Origin of the sequence: Hydrogenophaga taeniospiralis (genome assembly GCF_020510445.1) — a bacterium.
Classification (GTDB): Bacteria; Pseudomonadota; Gammaproteobacteria; order Burkholderiales; family Burkholderiaceae_C; genus Hydrogenophaga.
On the sequence record NZ_JAHBAG010000001.1, the window covers coordinates 4921821 to 4948208 of the forward strand.

General features: G+C 67.0%; 25 protein-coding genes. 10 read left to right on the plus strand and 15 right to left on the minus strand.

The window, feature by feature from the left end:
• Positions 1-93: 93 nt before the first annotated feature.
• The 8 genes from KIH07_RS23565 to dgoD all read left to right on the plus strand — a co-directional run bounded on the left by KIH07_RS23565 (position 94) and on the right by dgoD (position 9397).
• Positions 94-1635: a sugar ABC transporter ATP-binding protein gene (locus KIH07_RS23565; RefSeq protein WP_226494276.1), complete on the plus strand. Its 1542-nt coding sequence runs from the start codon at positions 94-96 to the stop codon at positions 1633-1635.
• Positions 1628-2671 (plus strand): ABC transporter permease, encoded by a 1044-nt coding sequence (locus tag KIH07_RS23570; RefSeq protein ID WP_226494277.1) that lies wholly within the window; start codon positions 1628-1630, stop codon positions 2669-2671. Before KIH07_RS23565 ends, KIH07_RS23570 begins: the two co-directional genes overlap by 8 nt.
• A complete protein-coding gene (yjfF, locus tag KIH07_RS23575) occupies positions 2668-3708 on the plus strand; it encodes a galactofuranose ABC transporter, permease protein YjfF (protein WP_226494278.1) in 1041 nt (346 codons plus the stop codon). The genes KIH07_RS23570 and yjfF overlap by 4 nt, the downstream gene beginning before the upstream one ends.
• 30 nt (positions 3709-3738) lie before the next feature.
• Positions 3739-5472, plus strand: coding sequence for an IlvD/Edd family dehydratase (locus KIH07_RS23580; RefSeq protein ID WP_226494279.1), 1734 nt, complete (start codon positions 3739-3741; stop codon positions 5470-5472).
• A 7-nt stretch (positions 5473-5479) separates the two neighbouring features.
• Positions 5480-6412 carry a dihydrodipicolinate synthase family protein gene (locus KIH07_RS23585; RefSeq protein WP_226494280.1) on the plus strand — a complete coding sequence of 311 codons (933 nt, stop codon included), beginning with the start codon at positions 5480-5482 and terminating at the stop codon, positions 6410-6412.
• A 140-nt stretch (positions 6413-6552) separates the two neighbouring features.
• A complete protein-coding gene (locus tag KIH07_RS23590) occupies positions 6553-7527 on the plus strand; it encodes a 2-dehydro-3-deoxygalactonokinase (RefSeq protein WP_226494281.1) in 975 nt (324 codons plus the stop codon).
• A 34-nt stretch (positions 7528-7561) separates the two neighbouring features.
• Entirely contained in the window at positions 7562-8206 is a 645-nt protein-coding gene (locus KIH07_RS23595) for a 2-dehydro-3-deoxy-6-phosphogalactonate aldolase (RefSeq protein ID WP_226494282.1), read from the plus strand.
• Between the two features lie 42 nt (positions 8207-8248).
• The gene (dgoD, locus tag KIH07_RS23600; RefSeq protein ID WP_226494283.1) at positions 8249-9397 is read left to right on the plus strand and encodes a galactonate dehydratase; all 1149 of its coding nucleotides are present in this window, start codon (positions 8249-8251) and stop codon (positions 9395-9397) included.
• Positions 9398-9428: 31 nt separating this feature from the next.
• Here dgoD and KIH07_RS23605 read toward each other — a convergent pair whose 3' ends face one another.
• The 13 genes from KIH07_RS23605 to KIH07_RS25515 all read right to left on the minus strand — a co-directional run bounded on the left by KIH07_RS23605 (position 9429) and on the right by KIH07_RS25515 (position 20615).
• Positions 9429-9938: a hypothetical protein gene (locus tag KIH07_RS23605; RefSeq protein ID WP_226494284.1), complete on the minus strand. Its 510-nt coding sequence runs from the start codon at positions 9936-9938 to the stop codon at positions 9429-9431.
• Positions 9935-10498: a hypothetical protein gene (locus KIH07_RS23610; protein WP_226494285.1), complete on the minus strand. Its 564-nt coding sequence runs from the start codon at positions 10496-10498 to the stop codon at positions 9935-9937. The genes KIH07_RS23605 and KIH07_RS23610 overlap by 4 nt, the downstream gene beginning before the upstream one ends.
• A 58-nt stretch (positions 10499-10556) precedes the next feature.
• A complete protein-coding gene (locus tag KIH07_RS23615; protein ID WP_226494286.1) occupies positions 10557-12152 on the minus strand; it encodes a GspE/PulE family protein in 1596 nt (531 codons plus the stop codon).
• A 6-nt stretch (positions 12153-12158) separates the two neighbouring features.
• Positions 12159-13358: a type II secretion system F family protein gene (locus tag KIH07_RS23620; protein ID WP_226494287.1), complete on the minus strand. Its 1200-nt coding sequence runs from the start codon at positions 13356-13358 to the stop codon at positions 12159-12161.
• On the minus strand, positions 13355-13837 hold the full coding sequence (locus KIH07_RS23625) for a prepilin-type N-terminal cleavage/methylation domain-containing protein (RefSeq protein WP_226494288.1): 483 nt from the start codon (positions 13835-13837) through the stop codon (positions 13355-13357). The genes KIH07_RS23620 and KIH07_RS23625 overlap by 4 nt, the downstream gene beginning before the upstream one ends.
• A gap of 11 nt (positions 13838-13848) precedes the next feature.
• The gene (locus tag KIH07_RS23630) at positions 13849-14268 is read right to left on the minus strand and encodes a type II secretion system protein (protein WP_226494289.1); all 420 of its coding nucleotides are present in this window, start codon (positions 14266-14268) and stop codon (positions 13849-13851) included.
• Positions 14255-14764, minus strand: coding sequence for a type II secretion system protein (locus tag KIH07_RS23635; protein WP_226494290.1), 510 nt, complete (start codon positions 14762-14764; stop codon positions 14255-14257). Before KIH07_RS23635 ends, KIH07_RS23630 begins: the two co-directional genes overlap by 14 nt.
• A complete protein-coding gene (locus KIH07_RS23640) occupies positions 14761-17052 on the minus strand; it encodes a cohesin domain-containing protein (protein WP_226494291.1) in 2292 nt (763 codons plus the stop codon). The genes KIH07_RS23635 and KIH07_RS23640 overlap by 4 nt, the downstream gene beginning before the upstream one ends.
• A 72-nt stretch (positions 17053-17124) precedes the next feature.
• Entirely contained in the window at positions 17125-18120 is a 996-nt protein-coding gene (locus KIH07_RS23645; protein WP_226494292.1) for a hypothetical protein, read from the minus strand.
• Between the two features lie 24 nt (positions 18121-18144).
• The gene (locus tag KIH07_RS23650) at positions 18145-18480 is read right to left on the minus strand and encodes a hypothetical protein (protein ID WP_226494293.1); all 336 of its coding nucleotides are present in this window, start codon (positions 18478-18480) and stop codon (positions 18145-18147) included.
• Between the two features lie 197 nt (positions 18481-18677).
• Positions 18678-19088: a hypothetical protein gene (locus KIH07_RS23655; RefSeq protein ID WP_226494294.1), complete on the minus strand. Its 411-nt coding sequence runs from the start codon at positions 19086-19088 to the stop codon at positions 18678-18680.
• Between the two features lie 132 nt (positions 19089-19220).
• A complete protein-coding gene (locus tag KIH07_RS23660; RefSeq protein ID WP_226494295.1) occupies positions 19221-19445 on the minus strand; it encodes a hypothetical protein in 225 nt (74 codons plus the stop codon).
• A 381-nt stretch (positions 19446-19826) separates the two neighbouring features.
• Positions 19827-20615, minus strand: coding sequence for an RHS repeat domain-containing protein (locus KIH07_RS25515; protein WP_226494296.1), 789 nt, complete (start codon positions 20613-20615; stop codon positions 19827-19829).
• 123 nt (positions 20616-20738) lie between these two features.
• Between KIH07_RS25515 and rpoH the strand changes: the two genes are divergently transcribed.
• Positions 20739-21713 (plus strand): RNA polymerase sigma factor RpoH, encoded by a 975-nt coding sequence (gene rpoH / locus KIH07_RS23670; RefSeq protein ID WP_413465813.1) that lies wholly within the window; start codon positions 20739-20741, stop codon positions 21711-21713.
• Positions 21714-21948: 235 nt separating this feature from the next.
• The gene (locus tag KIH07_RS23675) at positions 21949-23673 is read left to right on the plus strand and encodes a 7TM diverse intracellular signaling domain-containing protein (RefSeq protein ID WP_226494298.1); all 1725 of its coding nucleotides are present in this window, start codon (positions 21949-21951) and stop codon (positions 23671-23673) included.
• 86 nt (positions 23674-23759) lie between these two features.
• On the opposite strand, the gene KIH07_RS23680 is transcribed toward KIH07_RS23675, so the two are convergent.
• A complete protein-coding gene (locus KIH07_RS23680; protein ID WP_226494299.1) occupies positions 23760-24803 on the minus strand; it encodes a metallophosphoesterase in 1044 nt (347 codons plus the stop codon).
• Between the two features lie 10 nt (positions 24804-24813).
• Positions 24814-26361, minus strand: a complete 1548-nt coding sequence (lysS, locus tag KIH07_RS23685; protein WP_226494300.1) for a lysine--tRNA ligase — start codon at positions 26359-26361, stop codon at positions 24814-24816.
• Positions 26362-26388: the final 27 nt, after the last annotated feature.

Genomic DNA, 26388 nt, shown 5'->3' on the forward strand with positions numbered 1-26388 from the left:
ACTGGCCGTCCGGCAAAGCCGGCCCGGCGGTGCCCTGGCCTGGGCTGCTTCATGCGTTGCGGTTCGCGCTCCGGCACCACATGACGACCTGAGATGAGCACGTCCACCCCCACCCCCGTGCTGGAGCTCACGGGCGTTCACAAGCAGTTCTCGGGCATTCCCGTGCTGCGCGACGTGCAGCTGCGTCTGTACCCGGGCGAAATCCACGCGCTGATGGGGCAGAACGGCGCGGGCAAGTCCACGCTGATCAAGGTGCTCACCGGCGTGCTCGAAGCCAGCGGCGGGCAGATGCGGCTGGGCGGCGGAGCGCAGGGGCAGACCACGGCCTGGCCCGATTCGCCACGGGCCGCGCAGCGCCTGGGCATCAGCACGGTGTACCAGGAGGTCAACCTCTGCCCCAACCTCTCGGTGGCCGAGAACATCTTCGCCGGGCGCTACCCGCGCCTGGGCCTCGCGCAAGGTTTCCGCATCGACTGGGCCACGCTGAACCGGCGCGCACGCGAGCTGGTGGCGCGCATCGGGCTGGACATCGACGTGACGCGGCTGCTGTCGGACTACCCCGTGGCCGTGCAGCAACTGGTGGCGATAGCGCGCGCGCTCAGCATCGAGTCGCGCGTGCTGATCCTGGACGAACCCACCTCCAGCCTGGACGACGACGAGGTGCAGAAGCTGTTCGAGGTGCTGCGCCGCCTGCGCAGCGAGGGCCTGGCCATCGTGTTCGTGACCCACTTCCTGAACCAGGTCTACGCCATCTCCGACCGCATCACCGTGCTGCGCAACGGCAGCTGGGTGGGCGAGTGGCCGGTGGGCGAGCTGCCGGCGCAGGCGCTGATCGCGGCCATGCTGGGGCGCGAGCTGGCCGCGCAGTCCACCGAGGCGCCCGTGTCGCCCGTGTTCGACGACGTGACGCCGGCCCTGCTGCAGGCCGAGGGCCTGGGCCAGAGCGGCCAATTGCAGGCGGTGGACCTGCGGGTGCGCGCGGGCGAGGTGGTGGGCCTGGCCGGCCTGCTGGGCGCGGGCCGCACCGAGCTGGCGCGGCTGCTGTTCGGCCTGGAGTCGCCCGACCGCGGCGTGCTGCGCATCGACGGGAAGACGGTGGCGTTTTCCAACCCCATGGACGCGATCCGCCACGGCCTGGCGCTGTGCCCCGAAGAGCGCAAGACCGACGGCATCGTGGCCGAACTCTCGGTGCGCGAGAACATCGCGCTGGCGCTGCAGGCACGCATGGGCGTGGGCAAATTCCTCTCGCGCACCGAACAGACCGCACTGGCCGAGCGCTACGTGAAGCTGCTGGGCATCAAGACCGAGAGCGTGGACAAGCCTATCGGCCTGCTCTCGGGCGGCAACCAGCAGAAAGCCATCCTGGCGCGCTGGCTCGCCATCGAGCCGCGTCTGCTGATCCTGGACGAGCCCACGCGCGGCATCGACGTGGCCGCCAAGCAGGAAATCATGGAACAGATCCTGCGCCTGGCGCAGGCCGGCATGGCCGTGCTGTTCATCTCCTCCGAAATGAGCGAGGTGGTGCGCGTGGCGCACCGCATCGTGGTGTTGCGCGACCGCCGCAAGGTCGGTGAACTCCCGGCCGGGAGCAGCGAAGACGCCGTCTACGAACTCATCGCCGCCGAACATGTCTGAAACCCATCCCTTGAGCGCCGCGCTGCGCCACCGCCTTGCCTGGCCGCTGATCACACTGGCGCTGCTGCTGATCGTGAACACGGTGTTCAACGACAGCTTCCTGCACATCGAGTGGCGCGACGGCCACCTGTATGGCAGCCTGATCGACATCCTCAACCGCGCCGCGCCGCTGGTGCTGGTGTCGCTGGGCATGACGATGGTGATCGCCACGCGCGGCATCGACATCTCGGTGGGCGCGGTGGTGGCCATCGCAGCGGCGGTGGCGGCCTGGATGATCGGCGGCTCGGTGGCGGGCACCGAGACCCGTTTCCCCATGCCGCTCGCCATCGGGGGCGCCATCGGCGTGGCCGCGCTGTGCGGCCTGTGGAACGGCGTGCTGGTGGCCAAGGTGGGCATGCAGCCCATCATCGCCACGCTGATCCTGATGGTGGCGGGCCGGGGCATCGCCCAGCTCATCACCGACGGGCAGATCATCACCATCTACTACAAGCCCTTCTTCTTCCTCGGTGGGGGCTACCTGGCAGGCCTGCCGTTCTCGCTGTTCATCGTGGCGGCCGTGTTCGCCGCGCTGTACCTGGCCGTCACGCGCACGGCGCTGGGCCTGTTCGTGCAGGCCGTGGGCATCAACCCGACGGCGGCGCGTGTGGCCGGCGTGCAGTCGCGCCGCCTGATCGTGGCCGCTTACACCTTCTGTGGCGTGTGCGCGGGCATCGCCGGCCTGCTCATCAGCTCCAACGTGAAAAGCGCCGATGGCAACAACGCCGGCCAGTTGCTGGAGCTCGACGCCATCCTGGCCGTGACCCTGGGCGGCACGGCGCTGACCGGCGGGCGCTTCAGCCTGGTGGGCAGCGTGATCGGCGCGCTGATCATCCAGACCCTGACCTACGCCATCTACTCGCTGGGCGTGCCACCCGAGATCAACCTGGTGGTCAAGGCGGTGGTGGTGTTCATCGTGATGCTGCTGCAGTCGCCCGAGTTCCGCGCCCAGGTGGGTGTGCTGGTGCGCCGGCCCGGCGTGCAGGGAGCGTCGTCATGAGTGCGGTCCCCACCCCCTCGTTCGACGCCGCAGCGAATCCCGTGGCGCCTATGCCGCAAAAGACCGTGCGCTCGCGCCTGAACCCCAAGTTCCTGCCGCTGATCGCCACCATCTCGCTGTTCGTGGCCATGGCCACCATGGGCTCGGTGCTCTACACCGGCTTCTTCTCGGCCCAGGTGTTCCTCAACCTGCTGATCGACAACGCCTTCCTGATCATCGTCGCGGTGGGCATGACCTTCGTGATCCTCTCAGGCGGCATCGACCTCTCGGTGGGTTCGGTGGTGGCGCTGAGCACCATGGTGCTGGCCGCGCTGGTGGAGCACCGGGGCTGGAGCCCGCTGGTGGCGATTCCGCTGGTGCTGCTCATGGGCACGGCCTTCGGCGCCTTCATGGGTTTCCTGATCGAGCGCTTCCGGCTGCAGCCCTTCATCGTCACGCTGGCGGGCATGTTCCTCGCACGCGGCCTGTGTTACCTCATCAGCATCGACTCGATCAGCATCACCAGCGAGCCCTACTCGGAGCTGGCGCAGTGGCGCCTGCCGCTGTGGGAAGACGCCTCGCTCTCGCTGGGCGCGGTGATCGCCGTCGCCGTGCTGCTGGCCGCGGTGTTCATCGCCCACAACACGCCGTTTGGCCGCGCGGTCTACGCCGTGGGCGGCAACGAGCAGTCGGCCGTGCTGATGGGCCTGCCGGTGCGCCGCACGCTGGTGGGTGTGTACACGCTCTCGGGCTTTTGCTCGGCACTGGCCGGCGTGGTGTTCACCTTCTACATGCTCTCGGGCTACGGCCTGCACGCCGTTGGCATGGAACTCGACGCCATCGCGGCCGTGGTGATCGGCGGCACCCTGCTCACCGGCGGCGTGGGCTACGTGGCCGGCACGTTGTTCGGCGTGCTGATGCTCGGAATCATCCAGACCCTGATCTCGTTTGACGGCACGCTGAGCTCCTGGTGGACCCGCATCGTCGTCGGCATCCTGCTGTTCGTTTTCTGCCTGCTGCAACGCCTGCTGACGCACCGCGCGTCCAAGCGGTCCTGATCCCCTGCTTCCCCCCATTCCCCACACACCATGACCACCCCCAAGCGCAAACTCCGCTCCGCCGAATGGTTCGGCACCGCCGACAAGAACGGCTTCATGTACCGCAGCTGGATGAAGAACCAGGGCATCCCCGACCACGAGTTCGACGGCCGCCCCATCATCGGCATCTGCAACACCTGGAGCGAGCTCACGCCCTGCAACGCGCACTTCCGCAAGATCGCCGAGCACGTCAAACGCGGCATCTACGAGGCGGGTGGTTTCCCGGTCGAGTTCCCGGTGTTCTCCAACGGCGAGTCCAATCTGCGCCCCACCGCCATGCTCACGCGCAACCTGGCCAGCATGGACGTGGAAGAAGCGATTCGCGGCAACCCCATCGACGCCGTGGTGCTGCTGGTTGGCTGCGACAAGACCACGCCCGCGCTGCTGATGGGCGCGGCCAGTTGCGACGTGCCGGCCATCGTCGTCACCGGCGGGCCCATGCTCAACGGCAAGCTGGAGGGCAAGGACATTGGATCGGGCACGGCCGTTTGGCGGCTGCACGAATCGCTGAAGGCGGGCGAGATCAACGAACACCAGTTCTTCGCGGCCGAAGCCGGCATGTCGCGCTCGGCCGGCACCTGCAACACCATGGGCACGGCCAGCACCATGGCCTGCATGGCCGAGGCGCTGGGCACCTCGCTGCCGCACAACGCGGCCATTCCGGCCGTGGACGCGCGCCGCTACGTGCTGGCCCACATGTCGGGCCGGCGCATCGTGGAGATGGCGCACGAAGGGCTCACGCTGTCCAAGATCCTCACGCGCGAAGCGTTCGAGAACGCCATCCGCACCAACGCCGCCATCGGCGGCTCGACCAACGCGGTGATCCACCTGAAAGCGATCGCGGGCCGCATCGGCGTGCAGCTCGACCTGGAAGACTGGACGCGCATTGGCCAGGGCACGCCCACCCTGGTGGACCTGCAGCCCTCGGGCCGCTTCCTGATGGAAGAGTTCTATTACGCCGGCGGCCTGCCCGCCGTGCTGCGCCGCCTGGGCGAAAACAATCTGCTGCCGCACCCCGATGCGCTCACCGTCAACGGCAAGAGCATGTGGGACAACGTGCGCGAGGCCCCGCAGTACAACGACGAGGTGATCCGCACGCTGGACAACCCGCTGATCGCCGACGGCGGCATCTGCATCCTGCGCGGCAACCTGGCGCCGCGCGGCGCGGTGCTCAAGCCCTCGGCGGCCTCGCCTGAGCTGCTCAAGCACCGGGGCCGCGCCGTGGTGTTCGAAAACCTGGAGCACTACAAGGAACGCATCGTCGATGAGTCCCTGGACATCGACGCCAGCTGCGTGATGGTGATGAAGAACTGCGGGCCACGCGGCTACCCCGGCATGGCCGAGGTGGGCAACATGGGCCTGCCGCCCAAGCTGCTGCGCCAGGGCGTGAAGGACATGGTGCGCATCTCCGACGCACGCATGAGCGGCACCGCCTACGGCACCGTGGTGCTGCACGTGGCGCCCGAGGCCGCCGCCGGTGGCCCGCTGGCCGCCGTGCGCGACGGCGACTTCATCGAACTCGACTGCGCAGAAGGCCGCCTGCACCTGGACATCAGCGACGCCGAACTGGCCGAACGCCTGGCCGCACTGGACAACACCGACATGGGCGGGCGCGGCGGCTACCAGCGCCTGTACGTGGACCACGTGCTGCAGGCCGACGAAGGCTGCGACTTTGATTTCCTCGTCGGCTGCCGCGGCTCAGCCGTGCCCCGTCATTCACACTGATCCGATCATGACTTCTTCCGCCAGTTCGCCGCGCTACCGCGGCATCTTCCCCGTCGTGCCCACCACCTTCCACGAGGACGGCACGCTCGACCTGGAAAGCCAGAAGCGCTGCCTCGATTTCATGATCGACGCCGGCGTGGACGGCCTGTGCATCCTGGCCAATTTCTCCGAGCAGTTTTCCCTGTCCGACGACGAGCGCGAGACCCTGACCCGTTTGTCGCTCGAGCATGTGGCCGGGCGCGTACCGGTCATCGTTACCACCACGCACTACGGCACCTCGGTCTGCGCGGCACGCAGCCGCCGCGCGCAGGACATGGGCGCGGCCATGGTGATGGTGATGCCGCCCTACCACGGCGCCACCTTCCGCGTGCCCGAGCCGCAGATCTTCGAGTTCTATGCCCGCGTGTCCGACGCCATCTCCATCCCGATCATGGTGCAGGACGCGCCGGCCAGCGGCACCGTGCTCTCGGCACCGTTCCTCGCGCGCATGGCGCAGGAGATCGAACAGCTGGCCTACTTCAAGATCGAGACGCCGGGCGCCGCGAGCAAGCTGCGCGAGCTGATCCGCCTGGGCGGCGACGCCATCGAAGGCCCGTGGGACGGTGAAGAGGCCATCACCCTGCTGGCCGACCTCGACGCCGGCGCCACTGGCGCCATGACCGGCGGCGCCTTCCCCGACGGCATCCGCCCCATCATCGAAGCGCACCGCCTGGGCAACCACGATCTGGCCTTCGCCCTCTACCAGCGCTGGCTGCCGCTGATCAACCACGAAAACCGCCAGGGCGGCATCCTCACCGCCAAGGCCCTGATGAAGGCCGGAGGCGTGATCGCCTGCGAAGCCGGCCGCCACCCTTTCCCAGCGATGCACCCCGAAGTGCGCCGCGGGTTGTTGGACATCGCGCGGCGACTTGACCCGCTCGTGCTCCGCTGGGGACGCTGAGAGGTATGAGCCCCCCCTGCGCCGCTTCGCGTCTTCCCCCAAAAAAAGGGGGGGGACGCACCTGGTGGCCCGGCGAAGCCGGTTCCACGGGTGCACTGGGCGGAGTCGCTGTGCTCCGGCCAGTTCTTTGAGAAAGTGATATGAACCCATCCGAACTGCTCGAAACACCCGTGCTGATCGCTCTCGACTGGGGCACCAGTTCGCTGCGTGCCTATGCCATGGGGGCGCACGGCGCGGTGCTGGCCGCGCGGCGCAGCGAGCACGGCGTGATGCACCTGCCCGCCGGCCCCGGTGTCGACTCACCGGCCGCCGCCTTCGAGCAGGCGCTGCAGGCGCTGTGCGGCGACTGGCTGGCCGACCACCCGTCCGCCCCGCTGATCGCCTGCGGCATGGTCGGCAGCGCACAGGGCTGGCGCGAAGCACCCTACCAGCCGCTGCCCAGCCGCGAGGCCGATCTGGCGGAAGCGGTGACCCGGATCGAACGCCCCGGTGGCCAGCCGCTGCACGTGGTGCCGGGCCTGCTGCAGGCCGGCGAGCTGCCCAATGTGATGCGCGGCGAAGAGACCCAGATCATGGGCGTGCTGCAAAGCCGGGCGAACGGGCGCCACACGCCGTCGCGGCTGCTGATCGGCCTGCCGGGCACGCACACCAAATGGGCCTGGGTCGAGGACGGCGCCGTCACCCGCTTCGAGACCTTCATGACCGGCGAGGTGTACGCCGCGCTCTCCCAACACACCATCCTGGGCCGCACCATGGAGCTGGGCGGGCCGCAGGACGAACCGGCCTTCGGGCGCGGCCTGCGCGTGGCGTGCTCCAAGCTGGGCGCTTTGGGCGTGCTCTCCACCGTCTTCAGCGTGCGCACCCTGGGGCTCACCCGCCAGCTCCCCGGCAGCGCCCAGCCCGACTACCTGTCCGGGCTGCTGATCGGGCACGAGGTGGCGGCGCTGGCGTCCACCCTGCGGGACGGTCCGGCGGTGGTGCTGTGCGGCGAGCCGGAGCTGTGCCTGCGCTACGCGACCGCGCTGGAAGCGCAGGGCCTGCCGACACCCGAGATCCGTTCCGGCGTGACGCCCCTGGGCCTGTGGCGCATCGCCCAGGCCGCTGAACTGGTATGAAGCGCCCCTCGCGCCGCCGCTCTGGAACACCGACATGAACATCCCCCGCTCCTTTCACCAGGCCCTGTCCGAGTGCGGCCTGATCGCCATCCTGCGTGGCCTGCGGCCCGAAGAGGCCGTCGCCATCGGCCGCGCCTTGTACGACGCGGGCTTTCGCATCATCGAAGTCCCGCTGAACTCACCCGATCCGCTGGCCAGCATCCGCGCCCTGCGCGACGCCTTGCCGGCCGATGCCCTGGTGGGCGCCGGCACGGTCATCTCGGCGCAGGCCTGTGCCGACGTGGCCGCCGCGGGCGGGCAGATCGTGGTCATGCCGCACAGCGACCCGGCGGTGATCCGCGCGGCCAAGGCCGCCGGCATGGCCTGCGCGCCCGGTGTGGCCACCCTGACCGAGGCCTACGCCGCGCTGGCCGCGGGCGCGGACATCCTCAAACTGTTTCCCGCCGAAGCCCTGAGCCCCGCCGTGCTGAAAGCGTGGCGCGCCGTGCTCAGGCCCCCGGTAGCCCTGGTGCCCGTGGGCGGCATCACGCCCGAGAGCATCGCGCCCTATGCCGCCGCCGGCGCCAGCGGTTTCGGCCTGGGCTCGGCCCTGTACCGCCCCGGCGACAGCGCCGCCGACGTGGCCCGCCACGCCGCCGCCTTCATGCAGGCCTGGCGCCTGGCCTGCCCCGCTGCCTGACGCCCCAACACCCCTCACCCCATTCCCGACGAGCACGTTTCCATGAAGATCACCCGACTGACCACGTTCCTGGTGCCACCGCGCTGGTGTTTCCTGAAAATCGAGACCGACGAAGGCATCACCGGCTGGGGTGAGCCCGTGCTGGAAGGCCGCGCCCACACCGTGGCCGCGATGGTCGAAGAACTCGCCGACTACCTGGTCGGCAAGGACCCGCGCCACATCGAAGACCACTGGACCGTGATGTACCGCGCCGGCTTCTACCGCGGCGGCGGTATCCACATGAGCGCGCTCGCCGGCATCGACCAGGCGCTGTGGGACATCAAGGGCAAGGCGCTGGGCGTGCCGGTGTCCGAGCTGCTGGGCGGCAGCGTGCGCGACCGCATCCGCGTCTACAGCTGGATCGGCGGCGACCGCCCCAGCGACACCGCCGCCGCCGCGAAAGCGGCCGTGGCCCGGGGTTTCACCGCCGTCAAGATGAACGGCACCGAGGAGCTGCAGTTCATCGACACCCACGACAAGATCGAGCGCTGCCTGGCCAACGTGGCCGCCGTGCGCGAGGCCGTGGGGCCCAACGTCGGCATCGGCGTGGACTTCCACGGCCGGGTGCACAAGCCCATGGCCAAGGTGCTGGTGCGCGAGCTGGAGCCCTACAAGCTGATGTTCGTGGAAGAGCCGGTGCTGAGCGAGCACCACGAGGCGCTCAAGGAGCTGGCCCACGTGGCGACCATGCCGATCGCGCTGGGCGAGCGGCTGTACTCGCGCTGGGACTTCAAGCGCATCCTGTCCGAAGGCTACGTGGACATCATCCAGCCCGACCCGTCGCACGCCGGCGGCATCACCGAAACCCGCAAGATCGCGGCCATGGCCGAGGCCTACGACGTGGCGCTGGCGCTGCACTGCCCGCTCGGCCCCATCGCGCTGGCGGCCAACCTGCAGATCGACGCCGGCTGCTACAACGCCTTCATCCAGGAGCAGAGCCTGGGCATCCACTACAACGCCGCCAACGACCTGCTGGACTACGTGAGCAACCCCGAGGTGTTCGCCTACCAGGACGGCATGGTCACCATCCCCACCGGCCCGGGCCTGGGCATCGAGGTCAACGAAGCCTACGTGCAGGAACGCGCCACCGAAGGCCACCGCTGGCGCAACCCGGTGTGGCGCCACAAGGACGGCAGCTTCGCCGAGTGGTGAGAGGCCGCCGGGGCATCGCCCCGGCCCTCGCTCAACGCTCCCAGACCGCCCGAATGCCGGAGCCCGACAGGGTCTGGCTGTTCGAGGCGCCCACGGAGATCAAGGACCAGTGTCCCGGTGAAGCCTTCATGTGGTTCAGCGCATAGGACAGCTCCGCCACACGCGTCCAACCGTCCAATTGGTATTCGACCCGAACCTTGTCAGGGTAGGTGCCGGCCTGCACCGACAGCAGTCGTATGCCAGGCATGTCAATGCCTTCGAGCCCCCCCATCAATTTGTTCCAGTCGTGGCGCAGCGTGGCATCGGCCTCTTTGACCCAGGGTGGCTCTGCCTGCGGAGAACCCTCGGGCTTCCGCACCTCCAAGGCCCCCCGGATGTTCGCATGGAGCTCTGCCATCTTCTTCTGCACGTCGGCTCGCGCCGCCCTGGCCTGCCACTCCAGCCACACACCCGCAGACAGCGCCAGCAGCAAGACGACCACCATGGCCGCCGCCAGAAAACGCGGCCGCCGGGTCACAAAGTGAATGTGCAGCGGCTTCATGTCGCCTCCACCTCAAAACAGGACTTCCAGCCACCCATGCTGTTCGCCGGATCACCGCTGCGGGATGTCCAGGCCAGCCGAACGCGCGCGCCATCGACACCCGCCGCCAGCACCACCGGCCCGCCATCCGGCTCCAGCAACTCAAGACCGGAGGCATGGCGCAACAGCTTTCGATGGGCGAGGGTCAAGTGCGACCACATGGGTTCAACGGCGACACATCGCCACCCTTGGCTCCCAACCCACTGACGAATCAGCTCCAGCATGGCGCCAGGCATCGCAGCCGCCAAGCCATGAACCGTGGGCGAAAGCACACAAGCCATCTTGTCGGCCTGCTCGGCAGCCAACCCCCAATGCAATGCCGCCTTGCGCTGTGCGATCCAGGCCCGTTCTTTCCAGTGGATGCCTTTGGGCACCTCGAAGATCACCGGCGGGCACAGCTGCGCGCTCAAGCTGATATGGACGCGACAGCGCGACCCGGGTGCATCCGCCCGAAGCGCCTCGTCCACCTTGCGCAGCAACGCCTGCAAGGGCAGCGTCGTGGGTGCGGTCACCGAGGCCATGGGCCGGCCGGGACGCCGGATCCAGACCTGGCCCCTGCACACGTACAAATCGAGTCGCTCAGCCCAGACCGACCACACGGTGGACCTCCTCGATCGTGGTGCGTCCGTCACCGACCAGCTCCAGTGCCTGGTAAGCCAGCCGATGTCGGCCATCGCCGTAGAGCAGATCCTTGAACGCCGACATGCTCTCCTGGGCCAGCATCATGTCGCGAACCCGATCGTTGAGCACATGCACTTCCGCAAGCACGAAGCGCCCTCGGTAACCCGTCCCACGGCAGGCGGGGCATCCCGCCGCCACAGGCACCCTGGCCGGAACGGGCAGAGCCTCCTGCTTCAACTGCGCTTGCTCCAGCGGCGACAGATCACGCCATTGGATGCAATCCGGGCAACACTGGCGCAGCAAACGCTGCACGACCACCCCATTGAGCGCCGAGGCGAGGGCAAACGCCTCGATCCCGAAATGCCGGAAACGGCCCAGCACATCCGGCAGGCTGTTGGCGTGGACGGTGGTGAACACCAGGTGCCCGGTCAGGGCCGACTGCACCGCAATCTGTGCCGTCTCCGGATCGCGGATTTCCCCGACCAGAATCTTGTCCGGGTCGTGCCGAAGAATCGAGCGCAGCCCCGTCGCAAAGGTCAGGCCCTTTTGCTCGTTCACGGGAATCTGCAAGACGCCCGGCAGCTCGTACTCCACCGGGTCCTCGATGGTGATGATCTTCTCCAACCCATCGTTGACCTCGGACAGGGCGGCGTACACCGTCGTGGTCTTGCCGCTGCCGGTCGGGCCAGTCACCAGCAGCATGCCGTGCGGCTTGGAGGCCAACGCCCGGACCCTGCGGGCCAGCTCCGCTGAAAACCCCAGCAGGTCCAGCGAAATCGTGGCGGTCTCGTGCCGCAGCTGCGCTTTGTCCAGCAACCGCAGCACCGCATCTTCGCCAAAGATGCTGGGCATGATGGACACCCGCAGGTCCACGCCGTCCCCTGCATCGCTTTGCCAGCGGATGCGTCCGTCCTGCGGGCGCCGTCGTTCGGTGATGTCCAACTGCCCCATGACCTTGATGCGGGAAATGACTTCCTCCGCCTTGGCCGGGTCCTCCAAGGCCGGCCCTGCCGACATGACGCCGTCCAGGCGGTACTTGACATGAATGCCTTTGCGGTTCGTCTCAAAGTGGATGTCGCTCGCGCCACCCGCATAGGCACCCGCAATGGCCTCATTCACGAACGACACCACCGAACCCTGAGGCACCGCGGGTGAGGCTTCGGGTTTGGAGGTATCCGCAGCCACACGCGAACGCCCCGCTCCTGATTGCGCTCGCTGCCCGGGCAAGGCGATGGCCAGGCGCAGGTCCTCTCGGCCCGCGCCGTCCAGCCGGCGCATCGACTCGGCCGACCACGGGTCGTCAACCAGCAGATAGCTGGCCTGGTCGATCACAAGCAGCGCCGCAGCCTCATCGGCCGACAAGACCGTCGCCGCGCGCCAGAACGTCGGCGCCATGGGCAGCACCTCCACCCCTTGCCAGTCGGCCAAACTCCGCGCCAACTGCTCGGCCGGCACGCCGCCGGCCGCGAGCAGGCGCTCCCAGAGCCAGCCCTCCAGCTCAGAGGGTTGCCGCCTGGCCTCTTGGATCAAAGATTGAAGTCGTTCTGGTGTCATACAAGGTCAACGCAAACGGGTGGCCATGTCGAAGACAGGCAGATACATCATCACCACGATACCGCCCACCATCAGCGCCACGGCCATCAGCAGCACGGGCTCGACAATGCGCGTCAGTCGCTCGACAAACAGCTCGAAGCGCTCACCATGCATGCGCGAAACCACATCGGCCGCGAGATGAAAGCTGCCGTTGCGCTCGGCCGCCGCCATCAGGCGTCGCCCCACCTCATCACACAAATGCGCGTCGCTCAAGGACTGGGCCACCGGCGCGCCCTGCTCGATCCGGGCCAGCGCATCCCGCAACGACCGGGCCAGGTTTTCGTCCAGCGCGGAGCGGCTGGCCACCGCCAGGGCTTCGGTCATGGGGTAACCGCCCTTGAGCATGAGCGCCAACGCCTGGAACATCATCGCCAGCTGAAAATCTTCCACCCTGCGCCGAACGTACGCTGGTTTCTGAATCCAGACCATGACTTGGCGCCTGGCCATCCCGCTCCAGCCCCAGGCCAATGCGGCCAGGATCAACACAGCCACCGTCGTCAATGCCAGGGCGTGGTGGGCACTGACCCACAGACTCAACTCAATCATCCAGCTCGCGGCACCTTGCGCATCGCCGCGCACCTGCGCGTACATCCGTGCGAAATTCGGCATCACCACCAACAGCAGGAACAAGGAAATACCCACGCCCAAGGTCGTGACCAACGCGGGGTAAATGGCCGCGCTGACAACCTTGCGTTTGAGCGCGGTGATCATCGTGTCAAAACGCAGGTAGTCGTCCAGGGCCTGGGCCAGATCGCTGGTCCGTTCCCCGGCCTTGACCGCCGCTACCAGAACGGACGGCGCACCCGGCGTCTCCACCAATGCGGTGGACAAGGACTTGCCTTGCTCCAGGTGGCGCAACAGCTGGGCCGCCAGGGATCCATCGTTTCCCATGGCCCGTTCCCGCGCCGAAAGGGTGTCCACCGCTTCCACCACCGTCATCCCCGCCTGAATCAAGGTGCGCAGCTCCCGGCAGAACAGCGCGAACGACGGCGCCGCCTTTCGTTTCCATGGCGGGAGAAACTGGCGAACAGGGCGGATACCCAGGGGCACCAGGCCATCGGCCAGCAAGCGGGCCCGCAGCGCGGCCTCGGACGGCGCTTCGCGCACCTCCTCGGTCACGCGCCCCGAAGCCTCCTGCAGCAGACGCACACGGAAGGTCTGGCTCATAGCGGCGCCTCCAAGGCCTTCGAGGGCGGCACATAGACGAAACGCCAGTCGACGTAGCGTGCCGCCGGCACCACCCCATACACGGCCAGATCGACCCCGCTTGTACGGATCGAAGGCGCATGGCTCAAGGAATACACCCCCGCCACCCCGCCATCAGGGGCGCGCACCAGGCCCCATTCGCCGGAGCGTTGGATCGGGTCGGCATACAGGCGGCGCAAATGCCGACGCACCACCACCGAACGGCGATCGTCCAACAGGGCCTCCAGACTGGGCGGCCACTGTTTCACCACCCCCGGTGACGACTCCACATACCGACCAATCGCATCCCGAATCGCCGCGCCCACACGCAACAACTCCAACTCGCGTTCACGCTGTGCCTGGGTGGACACCACCCACATCACGCCCTGCAAAGACAAGGCCAGCAGCACAAGCGCCGCCAGTACCGCCAGCATCGTGAAGCCCCGTTGTCGCGCACGCATGGGCCCGCTCCTCACCACTGGGAAAACGGGGTGCCGTCGCGGGCGCGTTCAGGCGAGCCGCTTCTGACATCGAACACACCATCGCGCTGGCCAGCCACCGGTGGCACGATCACCCAGCTGTCCGTCCCCCCCGTCATCGGGTCTTCGGGAACGGCCCGTATGTAGCGCGCGTCCACCAGTTCCTTGAGGTTTTTAGGATAGCGACCCTTGTCCCGGTAGAACAGATCGACCGCCTCGCGCAGACCCACCAGGTTCTTGCGCAGCACCGTCTCGCGCGCATCGTCGATGCGGTCGAGGTACTGCGGCGCGATCAGGCTGGCCAGGATCGCGACGACCGCCAGCACCACCAGCAGCTCAATCAACGTGAACCCAGCGAACGCTCCACGTCCGCGTGACGGGCGCAGCCCATTGACGGACTTACCACGACGCATGGGGTGTTCCATCCATTCCCAGCGCATCCGACCAGGAGCGCAGATCAAACACATCGGCCCCGGGCTTGGGGTCGTCTGGTGGCGAAGCGTAGCTGCGCAGCCGCCATGTCGCTTCCGGCGGCAACGACGCGGGCGCAAACGGGTCGCGCGGCACCCGGCGCAGAAAGTACAGCTTGCGCCCCGTGCCGCCGGGGCGCATGTCGTCCACCCCCGCCACCAACACACCCAAGCTGGCCGGGTAGCCCGAGCCCGCCGGGCCAGCGGCAATGAAACCCTTGTCCGCCAGGCGTTTGTGCTCGTCGATGGCCGAGCGGATCTCCCACAGAGCCGCCCTCAAATCGCGCTCCTTCTGCGCCTGGACCATGGCTTCACCCAAGGGCATCACCGCCGCCGCCAGAATGCCCAGCACCGCCATCACCACCAACAGCTCGATCAGCGTGAACCCACGGGCCAGTGGCCTGCCCGCACCGCCCCAGCCCAGGAGCCTGGTGTTCATGGCACCTGCACGGACCACTGCGGTTTGACCGGCATGGGCACCACCACATTGACGCCGAGCACATCACCGCTGTGCACGGCAATGCTGGCCGGGCCCGCTGCCAGGGCTTTCACGCGCAGGCTCACCACATCGCCCTCACCGGTCACGCCCTGCGAAACATTGCTCAACAAGCCCAGGCTCAAGCGCCCCTCCTTGGCCCGCACGGCGTGCGTGAAGCTACTCACCGCGTTGCCTTGCTGGAAGTAGTCCCCCTCGTTCACGCCCACGATCTGCAGGGTGTCGGGCGTAAACCGCAGGTTCAATGGCAGGGCGGTCAAAGGCACGTCGGACTTTGCCTGCAACACCACGGTCGCTTCTTCGCCCACCTTGAGCTGGGCCGGCCCCTGAAAGCTCAAGGCAAAACCGGCTGCCTGCGCCTGCGTTTCCGCGGACGTGTTGGGTGTGGCTCCCGCCGTGGCCGGCTCCGCCGCCATGCCTTGGGGCGAGTTGCCCAGGGCGCCCACCAAGGGTTTGACGCCCGAAACGGGGGGCGGGCGCAGTCGCGTGAAGCTCTCCGTGCCCACCCACATCTCGGCCTGCGCCAGGTCTGGGTTGGGCGCACTGCGCAGGATGCGCGGCGTGATGGCCAACACCAGCTCGGTGCGCTGGGTATCGTCCTTCTGGCTGGAGAACAGGCGCCCGGCCAACGGCAGGTCGCCCAGGCCCGGCACGCGGTTGGACGTCATGCGGTCTTCGTTGGTGATCAGGCCGCCCAGCAACTGGGTCTCGCCGTCGCGCAAGCGCAGGGTGGTGTTGGCGTTGCGCGTACCAATCTGGTAAGCCACCGAGCCGGTGGAACTGCGCACCTCGCGTGCCAGCGAGCTGACCTCCAGGGCCAGTTTGATGGCCACCTCGTCGTCGGGTGAGACGGTGGGCTCCACCTCCAGCTTCAGGCCGACATCGAGGTAGTTCACGCTCTCTGAAACGAAGCCACCACTGGAGGCCGCCGTGGTGGTGATCACCGGCACCTTGTCACCCACCATGATGGTGGCTTTTTCCTTGTTGCGCGCCCGGATGCGCGGGTTGGCCAAGGTATTGAAATCCCCCACCTCGCGCTTGAGGTTGACCAGCAGATTGCCCACCGACAACCCCACCTGGGCATAGTTGATGCCATTGAAGCCACCGCGCAGATTCAGGTTGTTGAAGGTGTCGACCGTGATGCCGGTCTGGTTGGGCATCGGCAGCAGCGAGAGCGAGAAATTGTTGGGGAAATTCACCCCCAACTCGGTCAACCGAGAAGACTTGACCTCCAGCACCTCCACTTCGAGCATCACCTCGGCCTCGCCCATGTCGTGCAGGGCCACCAGGCGTTCGGCCACCGCCATGAGCTCGGGCGACTCACGCAACGCCAGCATATTGGCCCGTTCGTCCACATACGGTGGCTGTATCCGCAACATGTACTGCAGCAGTGTGGAGGTGGCTTTGGCGTCGGCGTGTGAGAGGTGAAACACGCGGATCACCTGCTCCCGGTGCTCTTTGTGCTTTTCCGGCGTGTTGGGGTAGACCAGCACCGTCTTGCCGTCCACGATGCGGCGCGAGAGCTGAAACGCGCCGAGCACCAGATCGATGGCGTCTTCGACCCGCGCTTCCCGGATGTACACGCTCGCACTCTGCTCGGTCTGCACTTCCCGGTCAAGCACGAAATCGATGCCCGTGCCGAGACGGATCGCCTCCAGCAGAGACGACAGCGGCGCCTGCCTGAAGCTCAAGCTGATGGGCCGGGTCTCGGCCAGGCTGTGCTGGCGGGCAAACGCACTGTGTTGGCGCAGGTCGGCTTCCAGTTGCCGCTTGTAGGCCAGCAGGTCGGGCTGCCGGGGCGTGCGCACCAGGCCCTGGTCCACCATCTGCAGGGCCTGCACCAACTGCGCTGGCTGCCCGCCCTGCGCGGTTTTTCGGGCCAGCGCCAGCGCCTGCAGGGCCGCCTCTTCGGCGCGCAACTGCGCTTGCAGGTCGCGCACGCGCGGGTGTTCGGGGTGCAGGGTGGCCGCGCGCTGGAGCGTGTCTTGCGCGGCCTGCCACTGCCCGGCTGCGCGCTCGGCCGTCACTTGCGCCAACAGACGCGAGACCACGTCCGTCTGCGCCGTGGCCAAACCCGCCCGCAGGAGCGCGCTTTCGGGGTATTCGGCCACGCCTTCCTTCAGGGTCTGGATGGCCTGCTCGTAGCGCCCATCGCGCATCAGTTTGTGGGATTCGTCGCGAATGCGTTGCTGGGCGCAGCCGGCCAGGCCCACCCCGAGCGACAGCACCATCGCCCATGTCCAACCTCTTGTCCAAGGGCTGCGGCCACCCTCTTCCATTGTTTTGCGTGTGTGCATGCTGGATTATCGACGTTCGAACCGGGGGGCCTGCGGCAGGCTGAACCGCAAACGCTCCTGGGTATCGGGGTGCAGCAGCTCCAGCGTTTGGGCGGTGATGCGGGCCACCCGATGGCCGCGCGGGCTCTCGTCGCCTTCGGCCAGGGTGACCACGGCCGCCGGGTCGCCCCAGTGGCCCGTGATGCGATACCGCCCGTCTGGCCCCCGCAGGCGCCCCAGCGTTTCCCACACCAGGGGCGGTCGCGCCGGCGGCAACTGAACCGCTGGAGCGGGCGGGGCCACGTAGGCCACCACCGGCGCAGGCGGCGGGGGCGCCGTCATGCCAAAAGGGTCACGCCTCGCTTCGGCCAGCAAGGGCCGCAAGGGCGCGGGCGCTCCCGCCAAGGGCAGTGCGGCCAATGCACCACCACCCCCTGGCTTGAGCCACAACCGCCACGTCCAGTCGGCGCTGAGGTGCCCCGAGCCGTCATTCGGTGGAGACTGCCAACGCAGGCGCTCCACCCCCAGGCTGGGCAGCTGCTGCATGCGGGCCTGCCAGGTTTTCAGGGCCGCGTAGCTGCCGCGGGCCGAGACCTGCAGCACTGCATAAGAGACCGGAGCCGGTTCGCCGCCACCCGCCGGTGGCTCGGGGTAAGTGACACTCAGTTGCTGCAGCGACACCCCGGCGGCGTCGGCCGCCGCGTGGGCGGCCACCCGCACCCAACCATCCACCCCCTGCGCGCGGCTGGGCCAGAACGCCGGCTCCATGGGGACCTGTGTGCCGGAAGCCACCCCGGCACCGGATGGGCGCTTTTCAGCCGCATCCCTGGCGGCCCGCGTTTCGGCCCATTGGCTTTGCAACATGCGGAGCTGCGCATGGCTCGCGCCCAGCGCGCGCTGCTGCCACTGCCTCTGCCCCAGCAGCCCCAACCCTGCAACGCAGAGCACCCCGGCCAGCATCGCCCATTGCGCGGCGGGTGGCCAGGCAGACCACGGTCGGAGCGGCAGATCAATCGTCAGCATGCGGGGCCTGCGTATCCCCGCCACTCAGAACGACTGCGACTGGTTGCCGCGGTAGCCAGTAACGATCTTGCGGGTCACCCCGTCTTCGTCATGCAGCGTCACCAGCAGGGTGGTGTGGCGGTAGGTGTTGGCGTCGGTTTCCCAGGTGAGGATGTGGGCTTTATCGCCATCGGCCTGGCGGCGCTGCGGCTCGGCGCCGATCACGGCCTTGACCTGGACTTCGCTCATGCCGCCTTCGATCACGTCGTAAGCGCCGTAGAGATCGGTGGCGCCGGTTTGTTCGTTGCCGCCGCCGCAGGCGGAGAGGAACAACGCCCCCAGCAGAGTGAGGACTGCCGAGCGTTTGGTACTTTTAAGCACTGAGAGCCTCATTCAATCGATCAATTTAATAGATTTCACCCGAAGAAAACGCCATCTTTCTTCGAACAAGGCAAAGGCAAGACTTGACCCCTACATCTTCAAGAGAACTGGCCACTGGCCCTCGCGAATATTGCGTGAGCAGTTATAAACTTAATAACATCAAAGCCACTCAATCCGGCCTACTTTTCAGCCGTATCCTAGAAAAATCCGAACGACAGGCTAGCCCTGAGCCGCAAAACATCTGCAATAACAGTAGTCGACAAATATCCATCTTGCAGTTCATCAGACTCCCTAACTGGCAAATCGAAATTAATCTCGGAAAATTCTGGCTGCACCTGGTCTCTTACCCGGCAAAGATGGTCGACGCCCCCAAGATGTGTAAGAAGTGTGGGGAGCATATCGCACAGTTCAGCGTCGTTTGAGAACTCCATTGCGAACCCGACATGCGACCGGATTAACCGTGTTTTGACACCCGGCTTCACCGGCTCCCCACGATTCCCCAGTCGCGATGTCTCCACGCCAACAAGGATCGCCACTTCCTGCGCAGTGAGATCAAACCCTCTTAACACCAAGGCAACAGACTTCTTCCTAGTGGTCATGGAATTCACAACTGCTCCTTGTCAGAACCCTTTTTACCATTCCATATCCACTTTTGCCCCCGTCGTTTTGTCATTATAAATGTTGACCGTGCTCTCGCCACGATCTTTCTTGGCGTCATGTACACCGTCATAACCGGCCTCTCAAGCGGCAGCGTCAGCATCTTTGTCGCGTTTTATCTTGTCTAGATTGTTTTCATCTGGCTGTGCAGGCGCCTCCGAGGACACAGTTGGTGTGGCTCCACTGCCTGCCCCAGCATCCTCCGCCTCATTGGCACTCAATGCATTTTGCGGCGTCTGAGGAGTATCTCCACGCAAAAAAGGCACATAAAGCACAGGCATCACAAACGCTCGAATTTCCGCAAACACGACAGGAATTGCTGCCACCAAATTGGGCAAAGATGGTAACTGAAGTGTAGGCACGACCGCTACCGTTGCAGAAACTACAGGTTTTCGAGCCGGCAGCTTCTTTATATTTTCCGGCGTCGTCGCCGGGGTATTCCAATTGCATTGATAAGCTGCTGAAGAAGCGAACTTATTCCAGATTGTGTCGACGTCGACGGATCTGACGGTTTCGGCGGCTTTGAGTAGACCCCGCTATTGCCTGCAGTGGGATCTCCACCACCGCTGTTACTCGGTTCGGGCACCTCAAGGGTTGCCACGCCAAGATCTGTATACGTGGTTGTTTCACCTGTATCCAAATTCGTTGCTGTTATCGTTGTCGTTTCAGTTGAAACAAATCCAGAGAGATCAACACCTCCCAACGGTTTTATTCCAGACATAGGCATACCGATTGAAACTCTGCAGATAGAACGGCGCCTGAATGTAAGGCTCGGCCGTCAAGAACCGCCCGATGGCCGGATCATCCACCCGCCCGTTCATGTTGATCACGCCCATCTCGTCCATGTGCTCGTGCATGGTATAGCCACGCTTGGTCACGGTCCAGGTCAAGGTGTCGTTGCTGTCCTTGTTGCCGTCGCTGAAGCGCCGCTTGCCCCAAGGGTCGTAGGCCAGGCGTTCGACCACGGCCCCGGCCTCGTTGGTGATGGCCGCCAGGCTGCCCAGGTGGTCGTGGTGGAAGTAGCTCACCGACTTGGCCGGCTTGCCGTTCAGGGCTCCCTCGCGCTGGGTGTGCAGCGCGAAGCTTTCGCCGCCCGCCGTGAGGTAGTGCTTGTGCTCGATCAGGCCGTTGGCCTTGACTTCCTTCTCATAGCTCAGGCCCAGGCTGTCGGGGCCGTTCATGTACCAGGTGGTGCCCGCTTCCATGTGGCTGGGCGCGTTGCTGGTGAGCGTGATGGTCTGACGCAGCCGCTGGTGTTCGGGGCCATAGACGAAGGCCACCGTGCGGTCGGCCACCGCATCGGTGGGGTTGGCCGGGTTGCTCAGGTTGCCAAAGCGCATCTCCCTGATCTTGTTGAAGCTGGTGTATTCCTCCCAACGCACGGTGTGTGCGCCGCCGGCCTGGTCCTGGCTGACGGTGTACATGAGGTTGCCGTTGCCCATGGCGACGTCGCCCTGGCCCAGGTTGATGTTGCGCACGCTGGGCAGGTAGTCGTCAGTTGAGGTAGGCCATCAAGCATCAAAACCCCTCCCCACCCCGGCCATGGAACTTCTGCCTTAGCACTCGCTCACAGAGAGTGCTAACATGAACAGCAAGTCAACCTGAGGAGGGTTTTCACGATGTCTGCATCCCTTGTCCCCGCCGCCCTGCCGTCCGCCACACTGGCCACGGTCAGCCCCTGGGCGAGCCGTTCGCTGACCCTGCCCGCGCTGGGCAACCTGGACGCGTACATTTCGGCCGTCAACCGCATGCCGCTGCTGACGCTGGAAGAAGAACAAAGCGCCGCGCGCCGCCTGCGCGATGGCAACGATATTGACGCCGCCGGGCAGCTGGTGCTCTCGCACCTGCGGCTGGTGGTGTCCATCGCGCGCCAGTACCTGGGCTACGGTCTGCCACACGGCGACCTGATCCAGGAGGGCAATGTGGGCCTGATGAAGGCCGTCAAGCGCTTCGACCCGGATCAGGGCGTGCGCCTGGTGAGCTACGCCATGCACTGGATCAAGGCCGAGATCCACGAATACATCCTGAAGAACTGGCGCATGGTCAAGGTGGCGACCACCAAGGCCCAGCGCAAGCTGTTTTTCAACCTGCGCTCGATGAAGCAGGGCTTCCGCTCGGAGGCGCTGGACGGCGACACCCACCGCGAGGCGTTTTCCGACGGCGAGGTGGACGTGGTGGCGCGCGACCTGAACGTCAAACCCGCCGAAGTGCGCGAAATGGAAACCCGGCTCTCGGGGGGCGACGTGGTGCTGGACCCGACCCCGGGTGACGATGGCGAAGACAGCTTCGGCCCCATCGCCTACCTGGCCGACGCCACCCACGAGCCGACCGCCGTGCTCGAATCGGCCGAACGCGACGCGCTGGCCACCGAAGGCGTGGCGCGCGCCATGGGCGAGCTCGACGAGCGCTCGCGCCGCATCGTGACGGAGCGCTGGCTCAAGGTGAACGACGACGGCTCGGGCGGCATGACGCTGCACGAGCTGGCGGCCGAGTACGGCGTGAGCGCCGAGCGGGTGCGCCAGATCGAGGTGGCGGCCATGAAGAAGATGCGCAAGGCACTCTCTGCTTTCGCCTGACCCGGCCCGGCTCACCCCTCAGGCCCCAGACGGCAACTTGCCGGCTGGGGCTTTTTCACGTTGGCGGGTGTCGCAAACAGGCCGCAACCCGCAGGCCATGGCACCGGGCGCCAGCGATGACCACGCGGCCCTCGGCCGGTGGCGACACAATCGGGAGATGCTTCACACGAACCTGGCGGCCCGGGCTTCCGCCCCGCCCGCCCGCCCCCTTTTGCAGGCCTCCCTCCGCCGATTCATGGCGCGGCTGCTCGGGTTGGCGCTGTCGCTGTGCGCCAGCGCATTCGCCGCACCGGCCACCACCCCCTCCAGCCTGCCCCCGGTGCTGCTCGACGGTTCCCTGAAAAGCGTGCATCTGGCCCAACGCAGCGCCTGGTGGGTGGACCCCGACGGCCAGCTCACGGTGCAGGACGTGGAGCAACGCCAGGCCGATCTGCCGTTCGGCTTGCGCGCGGGGCAACACCGCCTGCGGCTGGAAGGCAAGGCCGCGCTCTGGATCGGCTTCACCGCCTGGGCCCAGGACAACAACGCGCACTGGGAGCTGGAGCTGGCGCGCTCGGGCACCGACAGCGTGAGCCTGTACCACCGCGGCGCCAACGGCAGCTGGATTGAGCAGCACGCGGGCGACCGCCTGCCCGTGAACGCCTGGGCATCGCCCGACCGCTACCCCGTGTTCAAGCTGGCCCCGCGCAGCGATGCGCCGGTGGCCTACTGGGTGCGCATCCAACACGCGCGCGTCCCGTTCTCGGGCGAGCTGTTCATCCACAGCCACGACCAGTTGCGCGAGCAGCGCATCCACCAGCAGTTCGTGCTGGGCGCCTATTTCGGCATGACCTTGTTGCTCGTGGTGGTGGCGGTGGCCAACGCGCTGGTGTTCCGCGACAGCAGCTTTGCCGCCTACGCGATCTACATCACGCTGCTGGGGCTGTCGCTGGCGGCTTCGCTGGGTGTGGGAGGGCAGTTCCTGTGGCCCGATTCCGCGCGCTGGAACGGCGCCGCCGAGTTCGTGCTGATGCCACTGGCGGCGGTGGCCGGGCTGCTGTTCGTGCGCCACCTGGTGCAACCGCGGCGCACCGGGCGCTGGCTGGACCGCCTCTCGCTCAGCCTGGCCGCGGTGATGCTGGGCCTGGTGGTCTTGGATCAGGTGGCCCCGTCCCAATGGAGTTTCGAGGCCATCACCGCCACAGGCGCGCTGGCCATGCTGCTGGTCTACGCCCTGCTCTGGACCGCCTGGCGCAGCCGGGAGGGCTGGGCGCGCTGGATCGCCCTGGGCATCCTGCCGGTGCTGCTGGCTGGCGCGCTGCCGGTGATGCGCAATTTCGGGCTCATCTCCTCGGGCTTTCTCTCGCAGTACGGCATGGTGATCGCGGCGGCCATCGAAGCGCCCCTGCTGATCTATGGCCTGCTGCAGCGCTCGTCCATGCAGCACGAGTCGCAGACCCGCGCCAAGGCACTGGCGGTCACCGAGCCGCTCACCGGCCTGACCAACCGGCACAATTTCATGCTGCGGCTGCACGACAGCCTGATCCGCGCCCAGCGCTACAACCACCACAACGCCCTGCTCCTGATCGACCTGGACAACCACGAGACGTTCGAGCGCGAGCACGGCCGCGAAACCGCCGACCGGGCCCTGGTGCTCACCGGCTCGCGCCTGCGCTCGGTGGCGCGCGACGTGGACACCGCAGCGCGGGTGGGCGACAACAGTTTTGCACTGCTGATGGAGGGCCCGGTGCGCACGCCCCAGGCCGTGGCCGCGGCCACCAGCATCGTGGCCAGTGGCCTGCGCCCCTCGGATCTGCTGCCGGTGGGCACCTCGCTGCGCTTCAAGGTGGTGGTGGCGCTGCTGCCCGACGGTGGACACGAACTTCAGGCCGACGCCCAGGCCCACCTCGCCTGGCTGCGCATCGCGCTGGACGAGTTGCTCGCCGACAAGCGCAAACACATCCTCACACTGAACTGCTGACGCAGACACCTGAACTGGCTTCGCCAGGCCGCATCGCGTTGCCCCTGGAGGGGGTCGCGCGCTGCGCGGCGGGGGGGTGTTTCGGTCTAGCGCCGCAGCTCCACCACATCGATCGTCGGCACCACCGCCAGACGCGCCGGCGGGCCGATGGTGCCAATGCCGGGCGTGACCAGCAAGGGCCCCGCCGGGGTGGTGTACAGACCGTTCCACCACGGTTGCTCGGTGTTGGTGTGGCGCAGGAACCAGGGCGTGAGCCCCGGAATCCAGATCTGCCCCCCATGGGTGTGCCCGGCCACCGAGAGAAACGCGGCCGAAGGCGGCAACAGCGCCACGGTGTCGGGCTGGTGCGTGACCACCAGGCGGGCGGGCACCGGGGTGGCCGGGGTGGTCCCCGATGGCCACAGCGCGCGGATCTGCGCCTGGGGTTGGCCGCCCCAGAGATCGTCCAGCCCCACCAGTTCCCAGCCGCGCCAGGCCAGGGTCCGGCCGTCGAGCAGGCGCACACCGTGGGCCTGGAGCGCCGCGCGAAGCGGCTCGGTGAGGTCCGGCCCCGGGGCCTGCACATCGTGGTTGCCCATCACCCCGAACAGCGGCGCCCGGACCTGGGCCAGGGGCGCCAGGCCGGCATGCAGGTCGCGCGGCGGCTCATGCACCCAGTCGCCCGCCACCAGCACGGCGTCCACCTCCAGCGCGTTGAGGCGATCGACCAGCCGCTGCAACTGGTGGTCCCGCAGAAACAGGCCCCAGTGGATGTCGGCGATCACCGCCAGGCGCACCGGCTGGGCGCTCGCCGGGATGCCGGTGAGCGTGGTGGTGCGCACCCGGATGAGCTCGGGCTCCACCAGCGAGGCCCACAGACCAACGGAAACAAACAGCGCCCCCAGCAGCGGGCGCCAGCGCCGCGACCAGGGCAACGCAACGGCCTGCGCGATCAGCCCCCACAGCAGGAACGGCCCGGCCAGGCGGGCGCCCCAGAAGAGGCCGAGCATGATGAAGTTGCGCAGCTCCAGCCGCGGGGTGTACCAGCGCCCGGCGTAATCCCACAGACTGATGCCCACGGACAGCAGCGCCGCCAGCGCGAACAGCCGCCACGCCCACCGGCCACTTCGCTGGATCGACGCCCCGATCATGGACCGAGGGTCAAGCCTCGCGGCGCAGGGCCGGGAACAGGATCACATCGCGGATGCTGGGGCTGTCGGTCAGCAGCATCATCAGGCGGTCGATGCCGATGCCGCAGCCGCCCGCCGGGGGCATGCCGTATTCCAGCGCGCGGATGAAATCGGCGTCGTAGTACATGGCCTCTTCGTCGCCACCGTCCTTGGCCGAGACCTGGGCGTGGAAACGCGCGGCCTGGTCTTCGGCGTCGTTCAGCTCGGAGAAGGCGTTGCCGAATTCGCGACCGGTGATGTAGAGCTCGAAGCGCTCGGTCACTTCCGGGCGGTCGTCGTTGGCGCGGGCCAGCGGCGAAATCTCGGTCGGGTGGTCCATGATGAAGGTCGGGTTCCAGAGCTTCTCTTCCACCGTCTCTTCAAAGTACAGCACCTGCAGGCTGGCCAGGCTGCGCGTGCTGAGCTGGTGCTTGGCTTCGGACAGGCCGAGCTTCTTCAGCGCCTCCAGCAGCCAGGCCGCGTCGTCCACGCCGGCACCGGCCTCGGTGTACTTCAGGATCGCTTCGCGGATGGTCAGGCGCTCAAAGGGCGAGACCACGTCCACCGGTTTGCCGTTGTAGGTCAGCGGCGCATCACCGTGCACCTGGCGCACCACGTGGCGGATCAGCTGTTCGTTGAAGTCCATCAGGTCGCGGTAGTTCCAGTACGCCGCGTAGAACTCCATCATGGTGAACTCGGGGTTGTGGCGAACGCTGATGCCTTCGTTGCGGAAGTTGCGGTTGATCTCGAACACGCGGTCGAAACCACCCACCAGCAGGCGCTTGAGGTACAGCTCGGGCGCGATGCGCAGGAACATCTCCTGGTCCAGCGCGTTGTGGTGCGTCTTGAACGGCTTGGCGTTGGCGCCACCGGGAATGGGGTGCAGCATCGGCGTTTCCACTTCGAGGAAGCCGTGGCTCACCATGAAGTCGCGGATGCTGGAGAGCGCCTGGCTGCGGGTGACGAAGCGCTTGCGTGCGCTCTCGTCGGTCATCAGGTCCACATAGCGCTGGCGGTACTTGATCTCCTGGTCGTGGATGCCGTGGAACTTGTCGGGCAGCGGACGCAGGCTCTTGGTGAGCAGGCGCACGCGGTCGGCGTGGATGGTGAGCTCGCCGGTGCGCGTGCGCATCAACACGCCTTCGGCGGCCACGATGTCGCCCAGATCCCAGTGCTTGAAAGCCGCCAGCGCCGCCTCGCCCACGCTGTCGGTGTTCAGGTAGATCTGGATGCGGCCACCCGAGGGACCCAACGACGCGTCCTGCAGCGTGGCAAAACTGGCCTTGCCCATGACGCGCTTGAGCATCATGCGGCCCGACACGCTGGCGCGCACCGGCGTGGCCTCCAGCGCCTCCTTGCTCACCTCGCCATGCGCCGCGAACAAGGCCGCGGCCTTGTCGGCCGGCTTGAAGTCGTTCGGGAAGGCCACACCCTTGCCCTCTTGCTGGGCCACACGCAAGGCCTTGAGCTTCTCGCGGCGCTCCGCAATCAGCTGGTTGTCGTCGGAAGCGGGGGCGGCTTGGGCGTGGTCGGTGGTCATGGTGTTGGGCAATGAAAAACGGGTTGC